17 protein-coding genes are annotated in these 15591 nt (G+C 36.6%); 13 read left to right on the forward strand and 4 right to left on the reverse strand.

Annotated elements, in window-relative coordinates; all coding sequences use genetic code 11:
* Nucleotides 1-49 precede the first annotated feature (49 nt).
* The 5 genes from J2X07_RS04920 to J2X07_RS04940 all read left to right on the forward strand — a co-directional run bounded on the left by J2X07_RS04920 (nt 50) and on the right by J2X07_RS04940 (nt 3667).
* Nucleotides 50-451, forward strand: a complete 402-nt coding sequence (locus J2X07_RS04920) for a hypothetical protein (protein ID WP_310257154.1) — start codon at nt 50-52, stop codon at nt 449-451.
* A 2-nt stretch (nt 452-453) separates the two neighbouring features.
* Nucleotides 454-1095 (forward strand): GTP pyrophosphokinase family protein, encoded by a 642-nt coding sequence (locus J2X07_RS04925; RefSeq protein ID WP_396193593.1) that lies wholly within the window; start codon nt 454-456, stop codon nt 1093-1095.
* A gap of 14 nt (nt 1096-1109) precedes the next feature.
* Entirely contained in the window at nt 1110-1910 is an 801-nt protein-coding gene (locus J2X07_RS04930) for an NAD kinase (protein ID WP_310257156.1), read from the forward strand.
* Entirely contained in the window at nt 1907-2803 is an 897-nt protein-coding gene (locus tag J2X07_RS04935) for an RluA family pseudouridine synthase (protein WP_310257159.1), read from the forward strand. The genes J2X07_RS04930 and J2X07_RS04935 overlap by 4 nt, the downstream gene beginning before the upstream one ends.
* A gap of 81 nt (nt 2804-2884) precedes the next feature.
* On the forward strand, nt 2885-3667 hold the full coding sequence (locus J2X07_RS04940; RefSeq protein WP_310257162.1) for a sulfotransferase family 2 domain-containing protein: 783 nt from the start codon (nt 2885-2887) through the stop codon (nt 3665-3667).
* Between the two features lie 320 nt (nt 3668-3987).
* Here J2X07_RS04940 and prpE read toward each other — a convergent pair whose 3' ends face one another.
* Both prpE and J2X07_RS04950 read right to left on the reverse strand, forming a co-directional pair.
* Complete coding sequence (prpE, locus tag J2X07_RS04945) at nt 3988-4728, reverse strand: bis(5'-nucleosyl)-tetraphosphatase PrpE (protein ID WP_310257165.1); 741 nt, start codon at nt 4726-4728, stop codon at nt 3988-3990.
* A 65-nt stretch (nt 4729-4793) separates the two neighbouring features.
* A complete protein-coding gene (locus J2X07_RS04950) occupies nt 4794-5951 on the reverse strand; it encodes an FtsW/RodA/SpoVE family cell cycle protein (RefSeq protein ID WP_310257170.1) in 1158 nt (385 codons plus the stop codon).
* Nucleotides 5952-6103: 152 nt separating this feature from the next.
* Here J2X07_RS04950 and J2X07_RS04955 point away from each other — a divergent pair, with 152 nt between their 5' ends.
* From J2X07_RS04955 to fabI, 3 genes are all read left to right on the forward strand, one after another.
* Nucleotides 6104-7948 carry a monovalent cation:proton antiporter family protein gene (locus J2X07_RS04955; protein WP_310257173.1) on the forward strand — a complete coding sequence of 615 codons (1845 nt, stop codon included), beginning with the start codon at nt 6104-6106 and terminating at the stop codon, nt 7946-7948.
* A gap of 273 nt (nt 7949-8221) precedes the next feature.
* Nucleotides 8222-8368, forward strand: a complete 147-nt coding sequence (locus J2X07_RS04960; protein WP_310257407.1) for a hypothetical protein — start codon at nt 8222-8224, stop codon at nt 8366-8368.
* A gap of 113 nt (nt 8369-8481) precedes the next feature.
* A complete protein-coding gene (gene fabI, locus J2X07_RS04965) occupies nt 8482-9261 on the forward strand; it encodes an enoyl-ACP reductase FabI (RefSeq protein ID WP_310257175.1) in 780 nt (259 codons plus the stop codon).
* 119 nt (nt 9262-9380) lie between these two features.
* On the opposite strand, the gene J2X07_RS04970 is transcribed toward fabI, so the two are convergent.
* Nucleotides 9381-9722 carry a hypothetical protein gene (locus J2X07_RS04970; protein ID WP_310257178.1) on the reverse strand — a complete coding sequence of 114 codons (342 nt, stop codon included), beginning with the start codon at nt 9720-9722 and terminating at the stop codon, nt 9381-9383.
* Nucleotides 9723-10028: 306 nt separating this feature from the next.
* Between J2X07_RS04970 and J2X07_RS04975 the strand changes: the two genes are divergently transcribed.
* From J2X07_RS04975 to J2X07_RS04985, 3 genes are all read left to right on the forward strand, one after another.
* Nucleotides 10029-10271, forward strand: coding sequence for a hypothetical protein (locus J2X07_RS04975; protein WP_310257180.1), 243 nt, complete (start codon nt 10029-10031; stop codon nt 10269-10271).
* 73 nt (nt 10272-10344) lie between these two features.
* Nucleotides 10345-11259 carry a glycosyltransferase gene (locus tag J2X07_RS04980; protein ID WP_310257182.1) on the forward strand — a complete coding sequence of 305 codons (915 nt, stop codon included), beginning with the start codon at nt 10345-10347 and terminating at the stop codon, nt 11257-11259.
* Nucleotides 11260-11527: 268 nt separating this feature from the next.
* The gene (locus J2X07_RS04985; protein WP_310257184.1) at nt 11528-12232 is read left to right on the forward strand and encodes a glycosyltransferase; all 705 of its coding nucleotides are present in this window, start codon (nt 11528-11530) and stop codon (nt 12230-12232) included.
* 49 nt (nt 12233-12281) lie between these two features.
* Here the strand turns inward: J2X07_RS04985 and J2X07_RS04990 are convergent, their stop codons facing one another.
* The gene (locus J2X07_RS04990) at nt 12282-13340 is read right to left on the reverse strand and encodes a glycosyltransferase family 4 protein (RefSeq protein WP_310257187.1); all 1059 of its coding nucleotides are present in this window, start codon (nt 13338-13340) and stop codon (nt 12282-12284) included.
* Between the two features lie 178 nt (nt 13341-13518).
* On the opposite strand from J2X07_RS04990, the gene wecB reads away from it, so the two are divergent.
* Entirely contained in the window at nt 13519-14610 is a 1092-nt protein-coding gene (gene wecB / locus J2X07_RS04995) for a non-hydrolyzing UDP-N-acetylglucosamine 2-epimerase (RefSeq protein WP_310257189.1), read from the forward strand.
* Nucleotides 14600-15589, forward strand: a complete 990-nt coding sequence (locus tag J2X07_RS05000; protein WP_310257192.1) for a polysaccharide biosynthesis protein — start codon at nt 14600-14602, stop codon at nt 15587-15589. Before wecB ends, J2X07_RS05000 begins: the two co-directional genes overlap by 11 nt.
* Nucleotides 15590-15591: the final 2 nt, after the last annotated feature.

The following is a 15591-nucleotide window of genomic DNA, read 5'->3' on the forward strand; positions in this document are numbered from 1 at the left end:
TTTTATCGCATTTTATGTTACACTATTAGTGAAGAAACAGGAGGTTTTTATGATGATGCCACTACGATTGAATGTGCAGTCAACTGCATGGGAAAACAACACACTTGTATTAAACGTACCACTTCAAGAAAGTAAAGGAATCATGGAATGGAAAGATAGTGAGAGAATGTTAGTAGATTCTGATGGTCTATCTTTTATCTATGTATTAGAAAACAGCGAAGGATTTATTTATATAGCAATTGATAACAATCACTGGGAAGATTTAAGAGAAGCGATTTCTAACAGTTCAGATGTATGGATACAAAACGATACAGGTGAAAAGCTGAAATTAAGCTCCTTTAACAAGGAAATGGAATATTTGACTGAGAATATTAAAGGTAACGCAAACTATGGGCAGCAAATGGAAGATGAAGTGATGAAAATATTTGGCACAGAGGAGAACGCCGGATGAATATGGACTGGGAAACTCTGTTAGTTCCTTATAAGCAAGCTGTAGATGAACTGAAAATTAAGTTCCGGGGAATAAGGGAACAATTTGAAAAATCAAGTCAGTCTTGTCCGATCGAGTTCGTAACAGGCAGAGTGAAACCGGTAAAATCAATAATCAACAAAGCGTATCAGAAAAATATCACAGAAGACCGGTTAGAGAACGAACTCCAGGATTTGGCTGGCATACGGATTATGTGCCAGTTTACGAACGATATTGAAACAGTCATTAATTTGCTTCGTCAGCGCAATGATTTTACCATTTTGGAAGAACGTGATTATATCACACATAAAAAACCAAGCGGGTACAGATCCTATCACGTTGTCATTGAATATCCAGTTCAAGTACTGGAAGGCGAAAAGAAAATTTTAGCTGAAATTCAAATTCGTACGCTTGCTATGAATTTTTGGGCAACGATCGAGCACTCCATTAATTATAAGTATCAGGGTCAGATCCCTGAAGATATTCGGGAACGTCTTCAAAGAGCAGCTGAGGCTGCAAACCGTCTTGATGAAGAAATGTCTCAAATCAGGGGCGAGATACAGGATGCTCAGCTCGTGTTTCTAGAGAGAAACGATCAATCCAGCGAAACGAATCTTGATTCATAAAGGGTGGATACGAAATGAAATTTGCCGTCATATCTAAAGGAGACAACAAATCGAACACACTCACGGAGAAGATCAGGTCTTATTTAGAAGAGTTCGAATTGGTATATGAAGAAAAAGAACCTGATATCGTTATTACGGTAGGCGGTGACGGGACGCTATTGCATGCTTTCCATCATTACGTGCATCGAATTGATCAGACCGCTTTCGTAGGTGTTCATACAGGACATCTTGGTTTTTTTGCTGACTGGCTCCCTGAAGAAGTAGAAAAATTAGTCATACATATTGCAAAAACACCTTTTCAGATTGTTGAATATCCATTATTAGAAGTTACAGTACGATATATCGATGGTTTAGATGAGAAAAGATACTTAGCTGTTAATGAATGTACCGTGAAAAGTGTAGAAGGATCATTAGTAATGGATGTTGAGATAAAAGGAGACCGATTTGAAACATTCCGTGGTGATGGTCTTTGCATTTCGACTCCATCTGGAAGTACTGCGTATAACAAGGCTTTAGGCGGAGCAATCATTCATCCATCGCTTGCTTCGATTCAGCTATCTGAAATGGCTTCAATCAACAATCGTGTATTCCGTACGATTGGATCGCCGCTCGTATTGCCGCAGCATCACACATGTATATTAAAGCCAGTGAATGATGTTGATTTTCATATTACGATCGACCATTTATTTTTAGTACAGAAAAAAGTAAAGTCGATTCAATACAGGGTAGCAGAAGAGAAAATACGATTTGCGAGATTCCGTCCTTTCCCGTTTTGGAAAAGGGTAAAAGATTCCTTTATTGGTGGAATAGAATGAATAAATTTTTTTCAATCAAATGGGAAGTTTCAGATACTGAAGCTCCCATTTTATTACGTGATCTTTTAAAACAAAAACAAATATCAAAAGCTGCGCTGACCGATATAAAGTTCCACGGCGGCGCTCTTTTTGTAAATGGAGAAGAGTCCACAGTTCGAAAAATGCTTCAAAAAGGTGATGTAGTTCATGTTTGCTTTCCCCCTGAAGTTAGAAGTGATTCAATGGAAGCGGAAGATCTTTCATTAGATATCGTCTATGAGGATGAGCATTTTCTTGTCATAAACAAGCCGCCTGGCATGCCTACGATTCCGTCTCTCTACCAGCCAAAGGGTTCACTAGCTGCAGCTGTTTTATTTTATTATAAAAAAAATGGCATTCCGGCTACTTTTCATGCTGTAAATCGTTTGGACAAAGATACTTCAGGGATCGTGCTAGTTGCGAAACACCGTTTTGCCCATTCCCTGATGTCTAATCAGCAAAAGGATAAGACGATAAAGAGAGAGTATGTCGCTTTTGTTCATGGCAACGTATGTGGTGATAAAGGAACAATAAATAGCCCAATCGGCAGAAATCCAGAAAGTATTATTGAAAGGATGGTAAGAGAAGACGGACAGCCTTCAATAACACATTATGTAAAGTTAAACTATAACGAAAAATGTGATTTTTCAGCTGTAAGACTCCAACTGGAAACCGGAAGAACACATCAAATCAGGGTACATATGGCATCGATTGGTCATCCTTTACTGGGAGATGATTTATATGGCGGAAGTGAATCGTTAATTAAACGTCAGGCTCTGCATAGTGAAAAAACCATGTTTATCCATCCTTTTACAGAACAGGTTGTACAACTGTCTGTACCTCTTCCCCTAGACATGAAAATGTTATGGAAATGAAGAACGAAATAATGGTAGAAAATACAATCAAAAAAACACCCCCATTCATTTAATACTAATAGAAGAACGGGGGTGAAAACCTTGCCTAATAACAATCCTGATAAAGATCATATTCTTTCAAACTTAATTACTGCACCGTTGCCTTTATATCATAAGGATTTTCCCATTATCCTATTTTGGAACCCTAAGTGTGGATGCACCTCTTTAATCAAGTGGTTTTATTTTCAGGTCGGCCTTTTGCAAGAAGCTAACGAATTTTCTGAATGGATTCACCATTATAGAGAGCAAATTTTTGAAGCACAGTCTGATTACCAGCTTTCTATAAAAAACGAAATTACACATGGGAACAAAGATATGTATAAGCTTGTCCGTAACCCATTTAAAAGGGCAGTCAGTTCTTATTTTGCAGTGTTGGCTGTTCCTGAAATCATGAATCAAATTGCACCGGGGGTAAAAAACGGATTATCTTTCAGACAGTTTCTTTATAGATTGAGAGCCATTGGCGTTAATCGAGAGGAAGTTAATTCGCATATTGCGATGCAATATATAGAGGGGGAAGAATTGTTTATCAAAAATTACATTAAACTAGAAGAGTTTAACGCAGAGATAAGAAATTTTGAAAAAAAGTATAGGCTTTCAGCATCGCCATTAGAAGAGATTAGTAAGTCGCATCATCATGTTTCTCATAATATGAACCAAAACTTAAAAAGCTTATTTGCAGATGTTAATATGTTTCCTAGTATTATGAAAAACAGTCAACTTCCGCCTTATCAGAATTTTTATGATGCCGTTACAAAACGTTTAGTCCAAAAAATTTACAGAAATGACTTTATTATGTTTGGATATGATCTGAATCATTTGTAAAGTAATGAAGGAAAGGAGAGTAGTTACATAACTGCTGCTCCTTTTTTATTGGCTCTTTTCGTGTTCATTATTGCCTTTGAAAGTGGTTGATTTCCGTTTCAGGATGCTCGCTTTCAGCGGGCAGGCGGTGAGCCACATTCGGACGTTTCACTTTTAGGTGTCTCACCTGTCCAACCGCAGCGGGGCGAGAATCCCCGAAAAATGAGAAGCATATTTACTCGGACGAAATATTGTTGCCCTCGGCTTTCTTGACAGTGGGAAGTGAGCCACTGCAACGGAAATTAACCTTATATAACAAAGCTTACGAAAACTGCTATTTATTAATCTTCGAAAGAACGGAATTTCTCTGATAAGAACGGCATAGAGGATGGTACACTCACCGCATCCATTTCAGGATATCGAAGTGCGCTTAGTTTCCCGCCAAAAACGCATCCTGTGTCAATGTTCCAAGTGTTTTGGACATGCCGCACACTTTCTACAGGTGTGTGACCGTAAACGATTGTCTGAGGGCCTTCATGTTTCTTAGCCCAGTCTCTACGGACAGGAGTGCCATCAGGATTTGTTTCACCGGTAATATCTCCGTACAATACAAATGTCTTTACTTTATTCCCTGATTGACCTATGAAATCAGCTCGGATGCCTGCATGTGCTATGACTAGTTTCCCTTCGTCCAACTCAAGATAGAGAGGTGCATTTTCATAGAGGAAACAAAAGTGTTCCTTTACTGCTGATCTTTTATTTGAATCAAGCTCTTCAAGTTCAGCGACAGTCGTTTCCAGTCCATGTCTAATTTGAACTTTTCTGCCTAAAAAATAACGATAAAGCTTGTCACAATGGTTGCCAGGCGTATAAAGAGCTAAATTATTTTGGACAAGATGATAGACATGCTCCATAACTTGAATGGAAGCGGGTCCTCTGTCTGTTAAGTCTCCTAAAAAGACAAGTTTTCTTGCATCCTTATGCCGAGGTAAACCATTGTTCCAATCATATCCCAATTTTTCTGCAAGTTGCTGATATTCATCAAAACAGCCATGAATATCACCGATGATATCGTATTTCAAATTACTCACCTCGTTCTTCATTAGGATAACTCAATTGCAAAAGAAAAACACCTGCTATGCAGGTGTTATTCAAACATGTACTTAACCGTTCGTGAGCGGACATTCAGAACAAGACCGAACGCGATCATATAGGCGAGAATAGAACTTCCACCATAGCTGATAAAGGGAAGAGGTATCCCTGTAATCGGCATAACTTGTATGTTCATTCCTATGTTTTGGAATACTTGGAAGGTTAACATCCCGATAACACCCGCACATAGGTAGCTTCCGAAAGGTTCATTACTTTCGAGTGCTGTATTAATCATTCTATAAATCATCAAAAAGAACAATGAGATGATGATGCTGGAGCCTAAAAATCCCCACTCTTCACCAATGATTGAAAAGATAAAATCGGTTTGGGCTTCTGGTAAATAAACGGTTCCTTCTGTAAATCCTTTTCCAAATAACATTCCGCTGCCGATAGCCAGTAATGCATTTCGCGTATGATAGCCGGCATCTTTATGTCCATATGGATCGAGCCAAGCATAAAAACGATTTAATTGATATTGATCCAGTATATGTTCAACGAAAAAGTGTGGAAAAGTGAAATAAATCCAAACTAAGATTGAGATGAACAAAATAAAGGAAAGAATAAGAACAAAGATGATTCTCCATCTAATTCCCGATACGAGTAAAAGGCTGATCGTAATCGCCATGAACACGAGGGTCGTACCTAAATCGGGCTGCATGAGAACCAGCAATGTCGGAACCCCAGCAATCAGTGCAATTTTACCAAGAAGTAATAGGTCTTCATGCATCGTTCTTATAATATACTTTTCATTATGAGTCGTAATCGTGTTGGCAAGCGAGATAACGAGTGCCACTTTTACGAGTTCTGACGGTTGAAGAGCAAAAGGTCCAAATCTGTACCAAGCTTGGGCACCGTTAATATTTGGTACAATGCTTTCTGGTGCAATAATGATACCTATCAATAACAGAATTCCAAGGCCATAAAGATGCCAAGATAATTTTCTGAACTGGTCAAAGTCCAAGAACATCACGCCTATAATAGCGATTCCGCCTACAAAGTACCAAGCAAGCTGCTTAATAACAAAGTTGCTTCCGTACTGGTCCATCATTTGTGCACTATAGATAGCAATACAGCTCGTGATGACCATGAGAAATAAAATAAATACTAAATTGTAATCGATTTGCTGCCATGGTGATTTATGGTTATTTTGCATATTGGACCGACTCCTTAAGTAAAACAATAACATGTATTATCTTACCTAAAAATAAGACGTTTGCAAATGAATTTACACACAATCGTTTGACATTTCTTTTTCTTTCTTACTATAGTAACCAATAAATCATTTGAAAAAAATACGGAGGGCTTATGGAAGAACATGCATCGTTTACTTCATTAGTATTAGTCATTTTAACAGCTTTTGTCATACCGATTCTGCTCAACAAGCTGCGTTTGCGTGTGATACCTGTAGTTGTGGCAGAGATTATTGCAGGAATTATTCTAGGAAAAAGTGGTTTTGATGTTGTTCATTCTGACGCATGGCTAGAAATTTTATCGGTGCTTGGCTTTATTTTCCTCATGTTTCTAAGCGGGCTAGAAATTGATTTTAGTATCTTTGCCGGAGGCCCGTCACAAAAGAAAAATAGTAAGAAAAAGAAAGAGCCAAACCGGATATTTGTCGCATCAGTAATTTTTCTTTTTATTCTCATCCTTTCTTACGGATTGTCACTGCTTTTTGTTTGGGGTGGATTTGCACAAAGCGCCTTCTTTATGACATTAATCATTTCAACGATTTCACTCGGTGTAGTCGTGCCCACGTTAAAAGAAGAAAAGCTATCAAGAACCACAATCGGTCAAATCATTTTATTGGTAGCTGTAATCGCAGATCTTGTAACAATGATATTGCTTACACTGTTTGTTTCTTTACAATCAGGAGATTCCAGCAGAATGTGGCTGCTGCTAATTCTTTTTGGAGCTGGTGTAATTCTCTACTTTATTGGGAAAAAAATCAGACATCAATCCTTTATCGATACGATGTCAAAAGGAACAATTCAACTAGATACTCGAGCTGTGTTCACACTCATTATCGTTTTAGTCGGATTATCTGAAACGGTTGGTGCTGAAAACATTCTCGGTGCTTTCTTAGCAGGTGTACTCGTTTCCTTGTTGTCACCGAATAAGCATTTAGTACACAAACTGGATTCATTTGGGTATGGATTTTTAATTCCTATTTTTTTCGTTATGGTAGGGGTAGAACTGGATATCCGTTCTATTTTTACAGATTCCAAAGCACTGGTTCTTATACCATTATTGCTAATAGGACTGCTTATTTCGAAGTTTTTACCGATATTGATTTTAAGAAAATGGTATGACTGGAAAACGGTCACTGCCGCTGGCTTTTTATTAACTTCAACTTTATCACTCGTTATCGCAGCTGCTAAAATTGGTGAACGTATAAATGTGATTGACAGCCGAACATCTTCCGCTTTAATATTGACGGCTGTTATCAGTGCGATTATTACGCCGATTTTCTTTAAAAAACTGTTCCCGAAGAAAAAAGAAGGGGAGACAGAAAAAAAGCAGCTTGTTATTGTAGGGGCCAATCAATACACTCTCCCGATAACAGCGGAGTTAGATCAAACACGATTCGATTTAAGAATTTATCATACGAAACAAGATGAAAAAGACCAAAAACAGCTCGAAAGCTTTAACATTCAGGAACTTGAAAATTATGATCTCAAAACATTACAATCATCGGATGTATTTTCAGCAGACGTTCTCATATGTGCCACTGGCAAAGATGAAACAAACCAGGAGCTGGCACTGTTTGCAAAAGGTGAAGGAGTAGAGAGAATTATCGCGCGTATTGAAAACCCCGAAAAACGAGATACGCTAAAGAACGAGGGGATAGAAGTATATTCTGTTTATTTCTCTTCCCAAGTTCTTTTGAAAGCCTTAATAGAAAACCCATCGGTTGTAGATATCTTAACTGCACAGGATAATAGCTTGAACGAGATCCGCATTGCAAACAGTTTCTATAATCGTACAGCACTTAGGAATTTCCCGTTCTTAGGGGACAGTATTATTGTCCGGATCTACCGCGGGAAAGAATCCATAATGCCTCATGGGGATACCGAACTGCTAGTAGGGGATAAGCTAGTCGTAACAGGAAGCAAGGAGCAGATTCAGCAAATGAAAGAAGCTTTGTCATAAAAAACAAAATACAATAAGGTCAAAAGAGACAAATGGCTGCTAACCGCAGCCTTTTGTCTCTTTTACATTGAGGAAAAAGCAATAAATTATAAGGTATATGGAAAAGCTATACTTTAATTTGAAAACTGATTTAAACGATGGAGAATCATGAGCATACCGTCCTAACGAAATTCTCATAAACACGAAGGGAAATAATTTGTAAGGGGTCAGACCCCCATTTTTTTCTGAGATTTGAGCATGCTAATTATACAAACGAATGAAAGGTGGATTTCTATGGTTCCAGTTGTATATTGCCCTAATTGTGAGAGAGAACATGAATTAAATGAAGAAGTTTTAATCGCTCAATCTAATCAAAATGTGATATTCCGCTGCCATTCATGTGGCTTTGAAGTGAAAAATATTCAGACAAGCAAAGGTTAAGTAATGATTTATTTCTCTCTATCTGTTATACTAATTAGGACTTGGTACTAACAACAATTACTAATACTAAAATCAAAGACAAAGATGAACAGATATTGAGGGAGGCATTTAATATGTATCAATTATCACTAAAAGATAAAACGTTTGTAGTCATGGGAGTTGCCAATAAGCGAAGTATTGCATGGGGGATTGCACAATCTTTATCAAATGCAGGTGCCCGTTTAATCTTTACATATGCAGGCGAAAGACTTGAAAAGAATGTTCGAGATCTTGCTGAATCTTTAGATCGTAATGACTCAATAGTTCTTCCATGTGATATCACAAATGATGAAGAAATCAAGAAAACATTTGCTGACATTAAAGAACAAGTAGGTGTGATTCATGGTCTGGCACATTGTATTGCATTTGCTAATACAGAAGAATTAAAAGGCGAATATTTAAATACAACGCGTGAAGGTTTCTTACTCGCTCATAACATTTCTGCTTATTCTTTAACAGCAGTTGTTAAGGAAGCGCGTCCGTTAATGACAGAAGGAGGGAGTATTGTAACCTTAACTTACCTTGGTGGAGAAAGAGTTGTGTCTAATTACAATGTAATGGGAGTTGCAAAAGCTTCTTTAGATGCAAGCGTGAAATACTTGGCAAGCGATGTAGGTAAAGATGGTATCCGTGTAAACGCAATTTCGGCTGGACCAATCCGTACACTGGCTGCAAAAGGGATCGGTGACTTCAACTCTGTTCTTAAAGAAATTGAAGAAAGATCACCTCTACGTAAAGCAAACACGCAAGAAGAAGTAGGAGATGCTGCATTGTTCTTGATGAGTGACTTGGCTCGAGGAATTACTGGAGAAATTCTTCATGTAGACAGTGGTTATAATATCATTGCAAGATAAGATGAATTAAATGCAAAAACCCCGAAAGCTCACATTGGGATTCGGGGTTTTTTCTTTGCATCCAGCTTCCGCACACATTGGGGGAAGTCTGGATTAGATATTAATACGCAGTATGGTGATTAAGCACTTAAGCAAACGATTCCGACGATACCGCGGGCATCTGTTACATATGTTCTAGTAATCGCAGCACCAGTTCCATCTACATCTGCATACGTGAAGACAGCACAATGTGTAATTGCGTCATAACGAACTAGTGTAAATTCAGTTGGTGTAGTTGCTCCTCCTAAATCTAGTGGAACTGCTACTCCTCTAGGAATGATTAAAACACGGTTCATTTGTCCAAGTGAACAAAGGTTAGTATTTGCGTTTGCTAGCTGATTTAAAAGTTCGCTAACACATCCGTTTAGTCTTTGAGCTCCTGCTTGACCATTTCCGCAACAAGAGTTATTTAATAGGCTCATTTTAAATGTTGCCTCCTTTATTGAATGAGATACATGTACCTGATTCCAGTTTCTCGATCAGGATTAATATACTATATACAAAAAAAGTACAAGCGTTACATGGAAATCACCTATCTTATATGAAAATATGCAAAAGCCTAAAGCCTGTCCTATATAAATACCCAAAGTTTAAAACTGCAATATTTTAACGCAAAACATTTTTTTATTATGTTATATCCGTCCAAACAACCTGTCCCCTTATTGCATATACATTTAGAACTAGTATTATTTACTAGGTTTTTTAAAAAGGAAGGGGATTTTTTTAGAATGCCGATTGTATCTCGTTATGCATTACGTGCTCAGCTTGCATTATTAGCAGCTTCTGGGCAATTAATTAATGAAGTTTATGTTTTAGGAACTCAAATCCCGGGAGAACCGGATTTAACAGGTGTAACCGTTAAACGTGTCGATGGTAACTTTGTAACGTTTAACCAAGCATCTTCTGGAACCATTCTTGGTGACATCGTAGTAGTTATTGACAAAATTGTAGCAATTGACTTAGCGACTTAATGAATGTGGCCCCTTTTCTAAGGGGTCTTTTCATTTAAAAATATGGAAAAAACAAATGTAAGTTGGTGATAGATTGGAAAAAATAAATTTATTATTTATTACAAAAAATCGTTCAAATCATCTTGAACGCAGCACATGGTATTTAGCGGAAGAATTATCAAAGAGAACTAATTTAGTAACTTGGTCAGCTAATGGTTCAATACATGATATATTAGCAAATATTCCTTTTAGCCCAGATTTTATACTAATCAATGATTATCATCCTGAATATTCACCAAGGATTTACGGACTCCACTCAGTTTCAATTCCAAAAGGAATGATTATGCATGAAATACATTATAAAAAATTCCATAGAAAAAAATTTATTGAAAATGAAAATATACAGCTAGTATTTACTCATTATCGCGATGCATTTTTAAAATGGTACCCTGAGCTTGCTGCCAGAATGGTATGGTTTCCTCATTTTATTCACCCCGAAATATTTAAAGATTATGGTGCACCAAAAACGATTAATTATTTAATGATAGGTGCAGCTTTTCCTCACTTATATCCCGTAAGAAATAACTTTATGCAGCAATTAATCAAAGAACCTGGATTTGTAAGTTATCATCACCCTGGTTATGGCCTGGTAACAACAAGTTCGGGAATGCAGGGCGTTAATTATGCGATGGAAATTAACCGTGCAAAGATGTTTTTTACATGTGATTCAAATTATGGTTATCCCGTATTAAAATATTTTGAAGTATTGGCGTGCAATACTCTACTAATAGCTTCAGCCTCAAAGGAACTTGCCGATTTGGGCTTTGTGGATGGTGTAACATATATTGCAGCTGATCCTTCAGATGTCATCGAAAAAGCTAGATACTATAATTCAAATGAAACTATTCGTAAAAAAATTGCATATCAAGGACATCAAATGGTGATGAACTTTCATACTATCGAGGTTCGAGTAGGAGAGCTTTTACAAAAAATCAAGGCTATTATCTAAAAAGGTGTTGATATTGGCTCGTTTGGTTCATTCTAACCATTAATAAAGTGATTGGAGTGCACAAAGTGCGAGACTATGGCTAGGACCGACGTGATGCCACCTGAGTATTCTTCTCGTAAGGCAACGAGGAAGCTTCCTTCAATGTTTTTTGTTTATAGAAGCAGGAGCAGCACTCCGCGGAAAGCGAGCATTCTATAGAGGAAATCAACATTTGCGAACAACAAAGATTGTGAAAACAAGTAATTTAGAAAAAAAGGAGAACATTGTATTGAAAGTAAGCATTATTATTCCATTTTACAATTGTCCTTATATTGATCAGGCGATACAAAGTGCTTTAAATCAAACCTATAAAAATATAGAAGTTATCGTTGTAAATGATGGTTCAACAAAATATATTGAAAAAATCAAACCATTTTTGAAACAGATTAAATATCTTGAAAAAGTTAACGGTGGAACTGCATCTGCATTAAATATGGGAATTCAAAATGCTACAGGGGAATATTTTGCGTGGCTCAGCTCAGATGATATCTATCATCCTCAAAAAACTCAAAATCAACTTTACTTTTTGCAATCAAATAATTTTTCTGCGAGTTACACGAACTATTATTTAATTAATGAGAAAGGAAGTGTTATATCACCGCCTCAAGGAATCAATATAACTACTAAACTTCAATTTCTAAAAATAATGAAGCGGAAATGCATTATCAATGGCTGCACTGTTATGTTGAAAATGAACATATTTAATGAGTTTGGTTTATTTGACGAAACATTAAAATATACACAAGATTATGATTTCTGGTTAAGAATACTAAAGAAGTATGATATTTCGAATTACAACGAACCATTAGTAAACTATCGAATTCATTCGAACATGGGTACCAAAAAATATAAAGCTGCGATACGATTGGAAACACTAGAAACGATCAATAGGCATAAAGGAAAAATTAATGAGCTTATTCAAACATGTAAATAATATGATGTATTCATTAAAAAAGAAAAAGCCAACAGACTTTTTCTTTTTTTTAATCCAATATTTTCATAAATTCCTTTGCGTAGGCTTCTAAACTAAAAATAGAAAGATGATTTAATGCATTTGAAATGATTTGATTTCGTAATTCTAGATTGTTAATGAGATCCAAGGCCTGGTTAACAGCTGAACCAATATTGCCATTTTGATAAAATTTACCTGTATCATTATGAGTAATAAATGCCTTTACACCATCTGAATCAGATGAAAGGACTGGGCACCTGCAGCTCATCGCTTCAATCACTGCATACCCAAACCCTTCAACTTTTGAAGTAGATAATAAGAATCCCCCAGAATCTCCTATTATAGAAAAATAATCTGACATCGTCTTATGAGGAATATTTGAAAGGATTTCCACATGTTTTGTTAAATTATATCGAATTAACATTTGTGTAAATCTCTTTTTTTCAACCGGGTTACTAAGCGTATCATCAATAAACATCCAAAATTTTGAGCTCGGTTTATGTTTAATAAAACGGATTGCAAACATTACAAAGTCATACCAGTTTTTATTTTGTTCCAATCGTCCGACCCATCCGACTACTGGATAATCCAATTGATGAGTGCGTCGATATGAGAATTCTGATGTGTCAAAGCAATTATGGAAACAATATTTTGGATGAGCGGGATAAAGGGATTCAATCAAACCTATTAAATGCTGAGTTTTTGGATACAAAATACCATTTGAATACGTCAATACATTAGATTTAGCTTGAGTTAGAATTCTCTCAGCATTTGTAAAACTTCCTAACCCTTGGATCTCATAAATAACTTTACCTTTATACCCAAGTTTCCTTATTCGTTGAAGCATCGGAAAGTCTGAGCTGACAATTATCGTATCAAAATGATTTAATAAAATCTGTTTGATTTCCTCGTCTTTATTTGTAATATACGTTGGGATTTGGGAGATGTTTTGCATACCAGTACCATTCTGCAAGTATAGCAGATGACATTCAATTCCTTGTGATTGCAGTGCTTTGCAGCGCTGCCTGTTTAGTGTTTCCATACCGCCGCTAGGCAAATAAAATACTAATAAAATTTTTGCTTTAGCCATACTACAGCTCCTTTAATTCTTATATGCCATAGTATGAATATATGAAAAAGATGTTCAATACAGAGAAAAATTGAAACACGCCTTTTTTTGGATTAAAGGGTAGGGGTCTAGTCCAATTTTAATCATTAATCATAGTTTAGTATATGAAGTAAAATCAATGATAGAAAGGGGAGTTTCATTGAAGATTGTAACCATTATTGGTACAAGACCTGAAATAATCCGTCTAAGTTTAATCATAAAAAAGCTGGATCAATTAGCAGATAAGCACATCTTGATTCATACCGGACAAAATTTTACACATTCTTTGAACAATGTATTTTTTCAAGAGTTTCAACTGAGAGAACCCGATTATATATTAATGAGCAAGCAATACTCTTTCGGAAACCAGATCGCACATTTATTTTCAGAACTGGAAAAGATATTGCTTCACGAAAAGCCAGATAAAGTACTGGTTCTAGGGGACACAAATAGTGCACTATCATCCATTGTTACGGAACGGTTAAGTATACCCGTAGTTCATATGGAAGCGGGGAACAGGTGTTTTGACCTAAGCGTTCCAGAAGAAAAAAACCGAAAAGTCATTGATGCCATTTCAACCTTCAATTTGCCATATACGAAAATCAGCAGGGAGAATTTAATAAGAGAAGGTGTACCATCAAATCGAATTATGATATCGGGTAACCCCATCTATGAGGTGCTGAATCATTTTAAGGACGCAATCGATAAGAGCCAGATATTAGATCAATTGGAGATTCATCCTCGAAATTATATGATCGTTACAGCACATAGAGCAGAGAATGTAGATCAACCTCACCATTTGAATGAAATTTTATCTGGATTAAATCTAGTAGCAGAATTTTTTCAAATGCCGATTATATGCTCTATTCATCCACGGACGAAATCAAAAATTGATAGTATGGCAGACATCAAAATGCATCAACTCGTACAATTTCATGAACCATTCGGTTTCTTTGATTTTGTGAAATTAGAAAAAAATGCGTTCTGTGCGCTTACAGACAGTGGAACTGTTCAGGAAGAATGCTGCTTATTCCACGTACCTACTGTAACGATGAGAAACAGTACAGAGCGTCCAGAAACCGTTGAATGCGGCAGCAACTGTGTATCAGGTGTTAAAGCTGAACAGATTTTATCATCTGTAAAAGTGATGGCGAATCAGCCCAAAACATGGTCGATCCCTGACGGTTATGACGATCTGGATGTATCGGACAGGGTGGTAAAGTTTATTTTAGGAGGAAATTTTGTTGCATAATAAAAAAATATTAATTACGGGAGGTACAGGCTCCTGGGGACATGAGCTTGTCAAACAGCTTTTACCCAAAAATCCAAAAGAAATTATTATTCTTTCACGAAATGAAGCTAGTCAAGTGGCTATGCAGCGTCAATTTGATTATAATAATAAACTAACCTTTTTGATTGGTGATATAAGAGATAAAGATTCTCTCATGAAAGCATGTGAGGGTGTTGATTATCTCTATCATCTCGCTGCATTAAAACATGTTCCTATATGTGAATTACAGCCTTATGAAGCAATGAAGAGCAATATCGCCGGAACTCAAAATGTGATCGAATCCGCCATCCATCATAAAGTAAAGAAAGTAATCTATATCTCAACAGATAAAGCTGCCAATCCATCTAATCTATATGGTATGACAAAAGCCATTGGTGAAAAATTAATTATCCATGCCAACCTTTTAACGAAACATACAAAGTTTGTTTGTGTGCGAGGCGGTAATGTATTAGGGACGAACGGGAGTGTTATACACGTCTTTAAAAACCAGATTGCCAATAAAGGACAAGTTGGTATTACCGATTTTGAAATGACTCGATTCTTTTTAACACTAGAAGAGGCGATCAGTTTATTATTTAAAGCTACGTTCGAAAGCGTGGGCGGAGAGATATTCGTTATGAAGATGCCGACTTGCAAAATTACAGATTTAGCCCAAGTGCTGATCGATTCATCAGGAAAAAAAGGAGTGACAATGGTTGAATTAGGGAAACGCCCTGGTGAAAAACTCCATGAGATTTTGTTATCCGAATATGAGAGTGCAACAACCGTTTATTTCGACAGTGAATATTTTGTTATTCTTCCTACGATCGAGATTGAAGGCTTAAATGAGCATTATGCAGCTTTTGAAAAGGTAGAGCTTGAAAGCTACAGTTCAGAAAAAAATTTAATGACAAAAGAAGAAATTCACCAAATGCTCGTTGAAGGCGGGTTCTTAACTTGAAT

The sequence above is a fragment of the Fictibacillus barbaricus genome, from assembly GCF_031457135.1.
Classification (GTDB): Bacteria; Bacillota; Bacilli; order Bacillales; family Fictibacillaceae; genus Fictibacillus; species Fictibacillus barbaricus_A.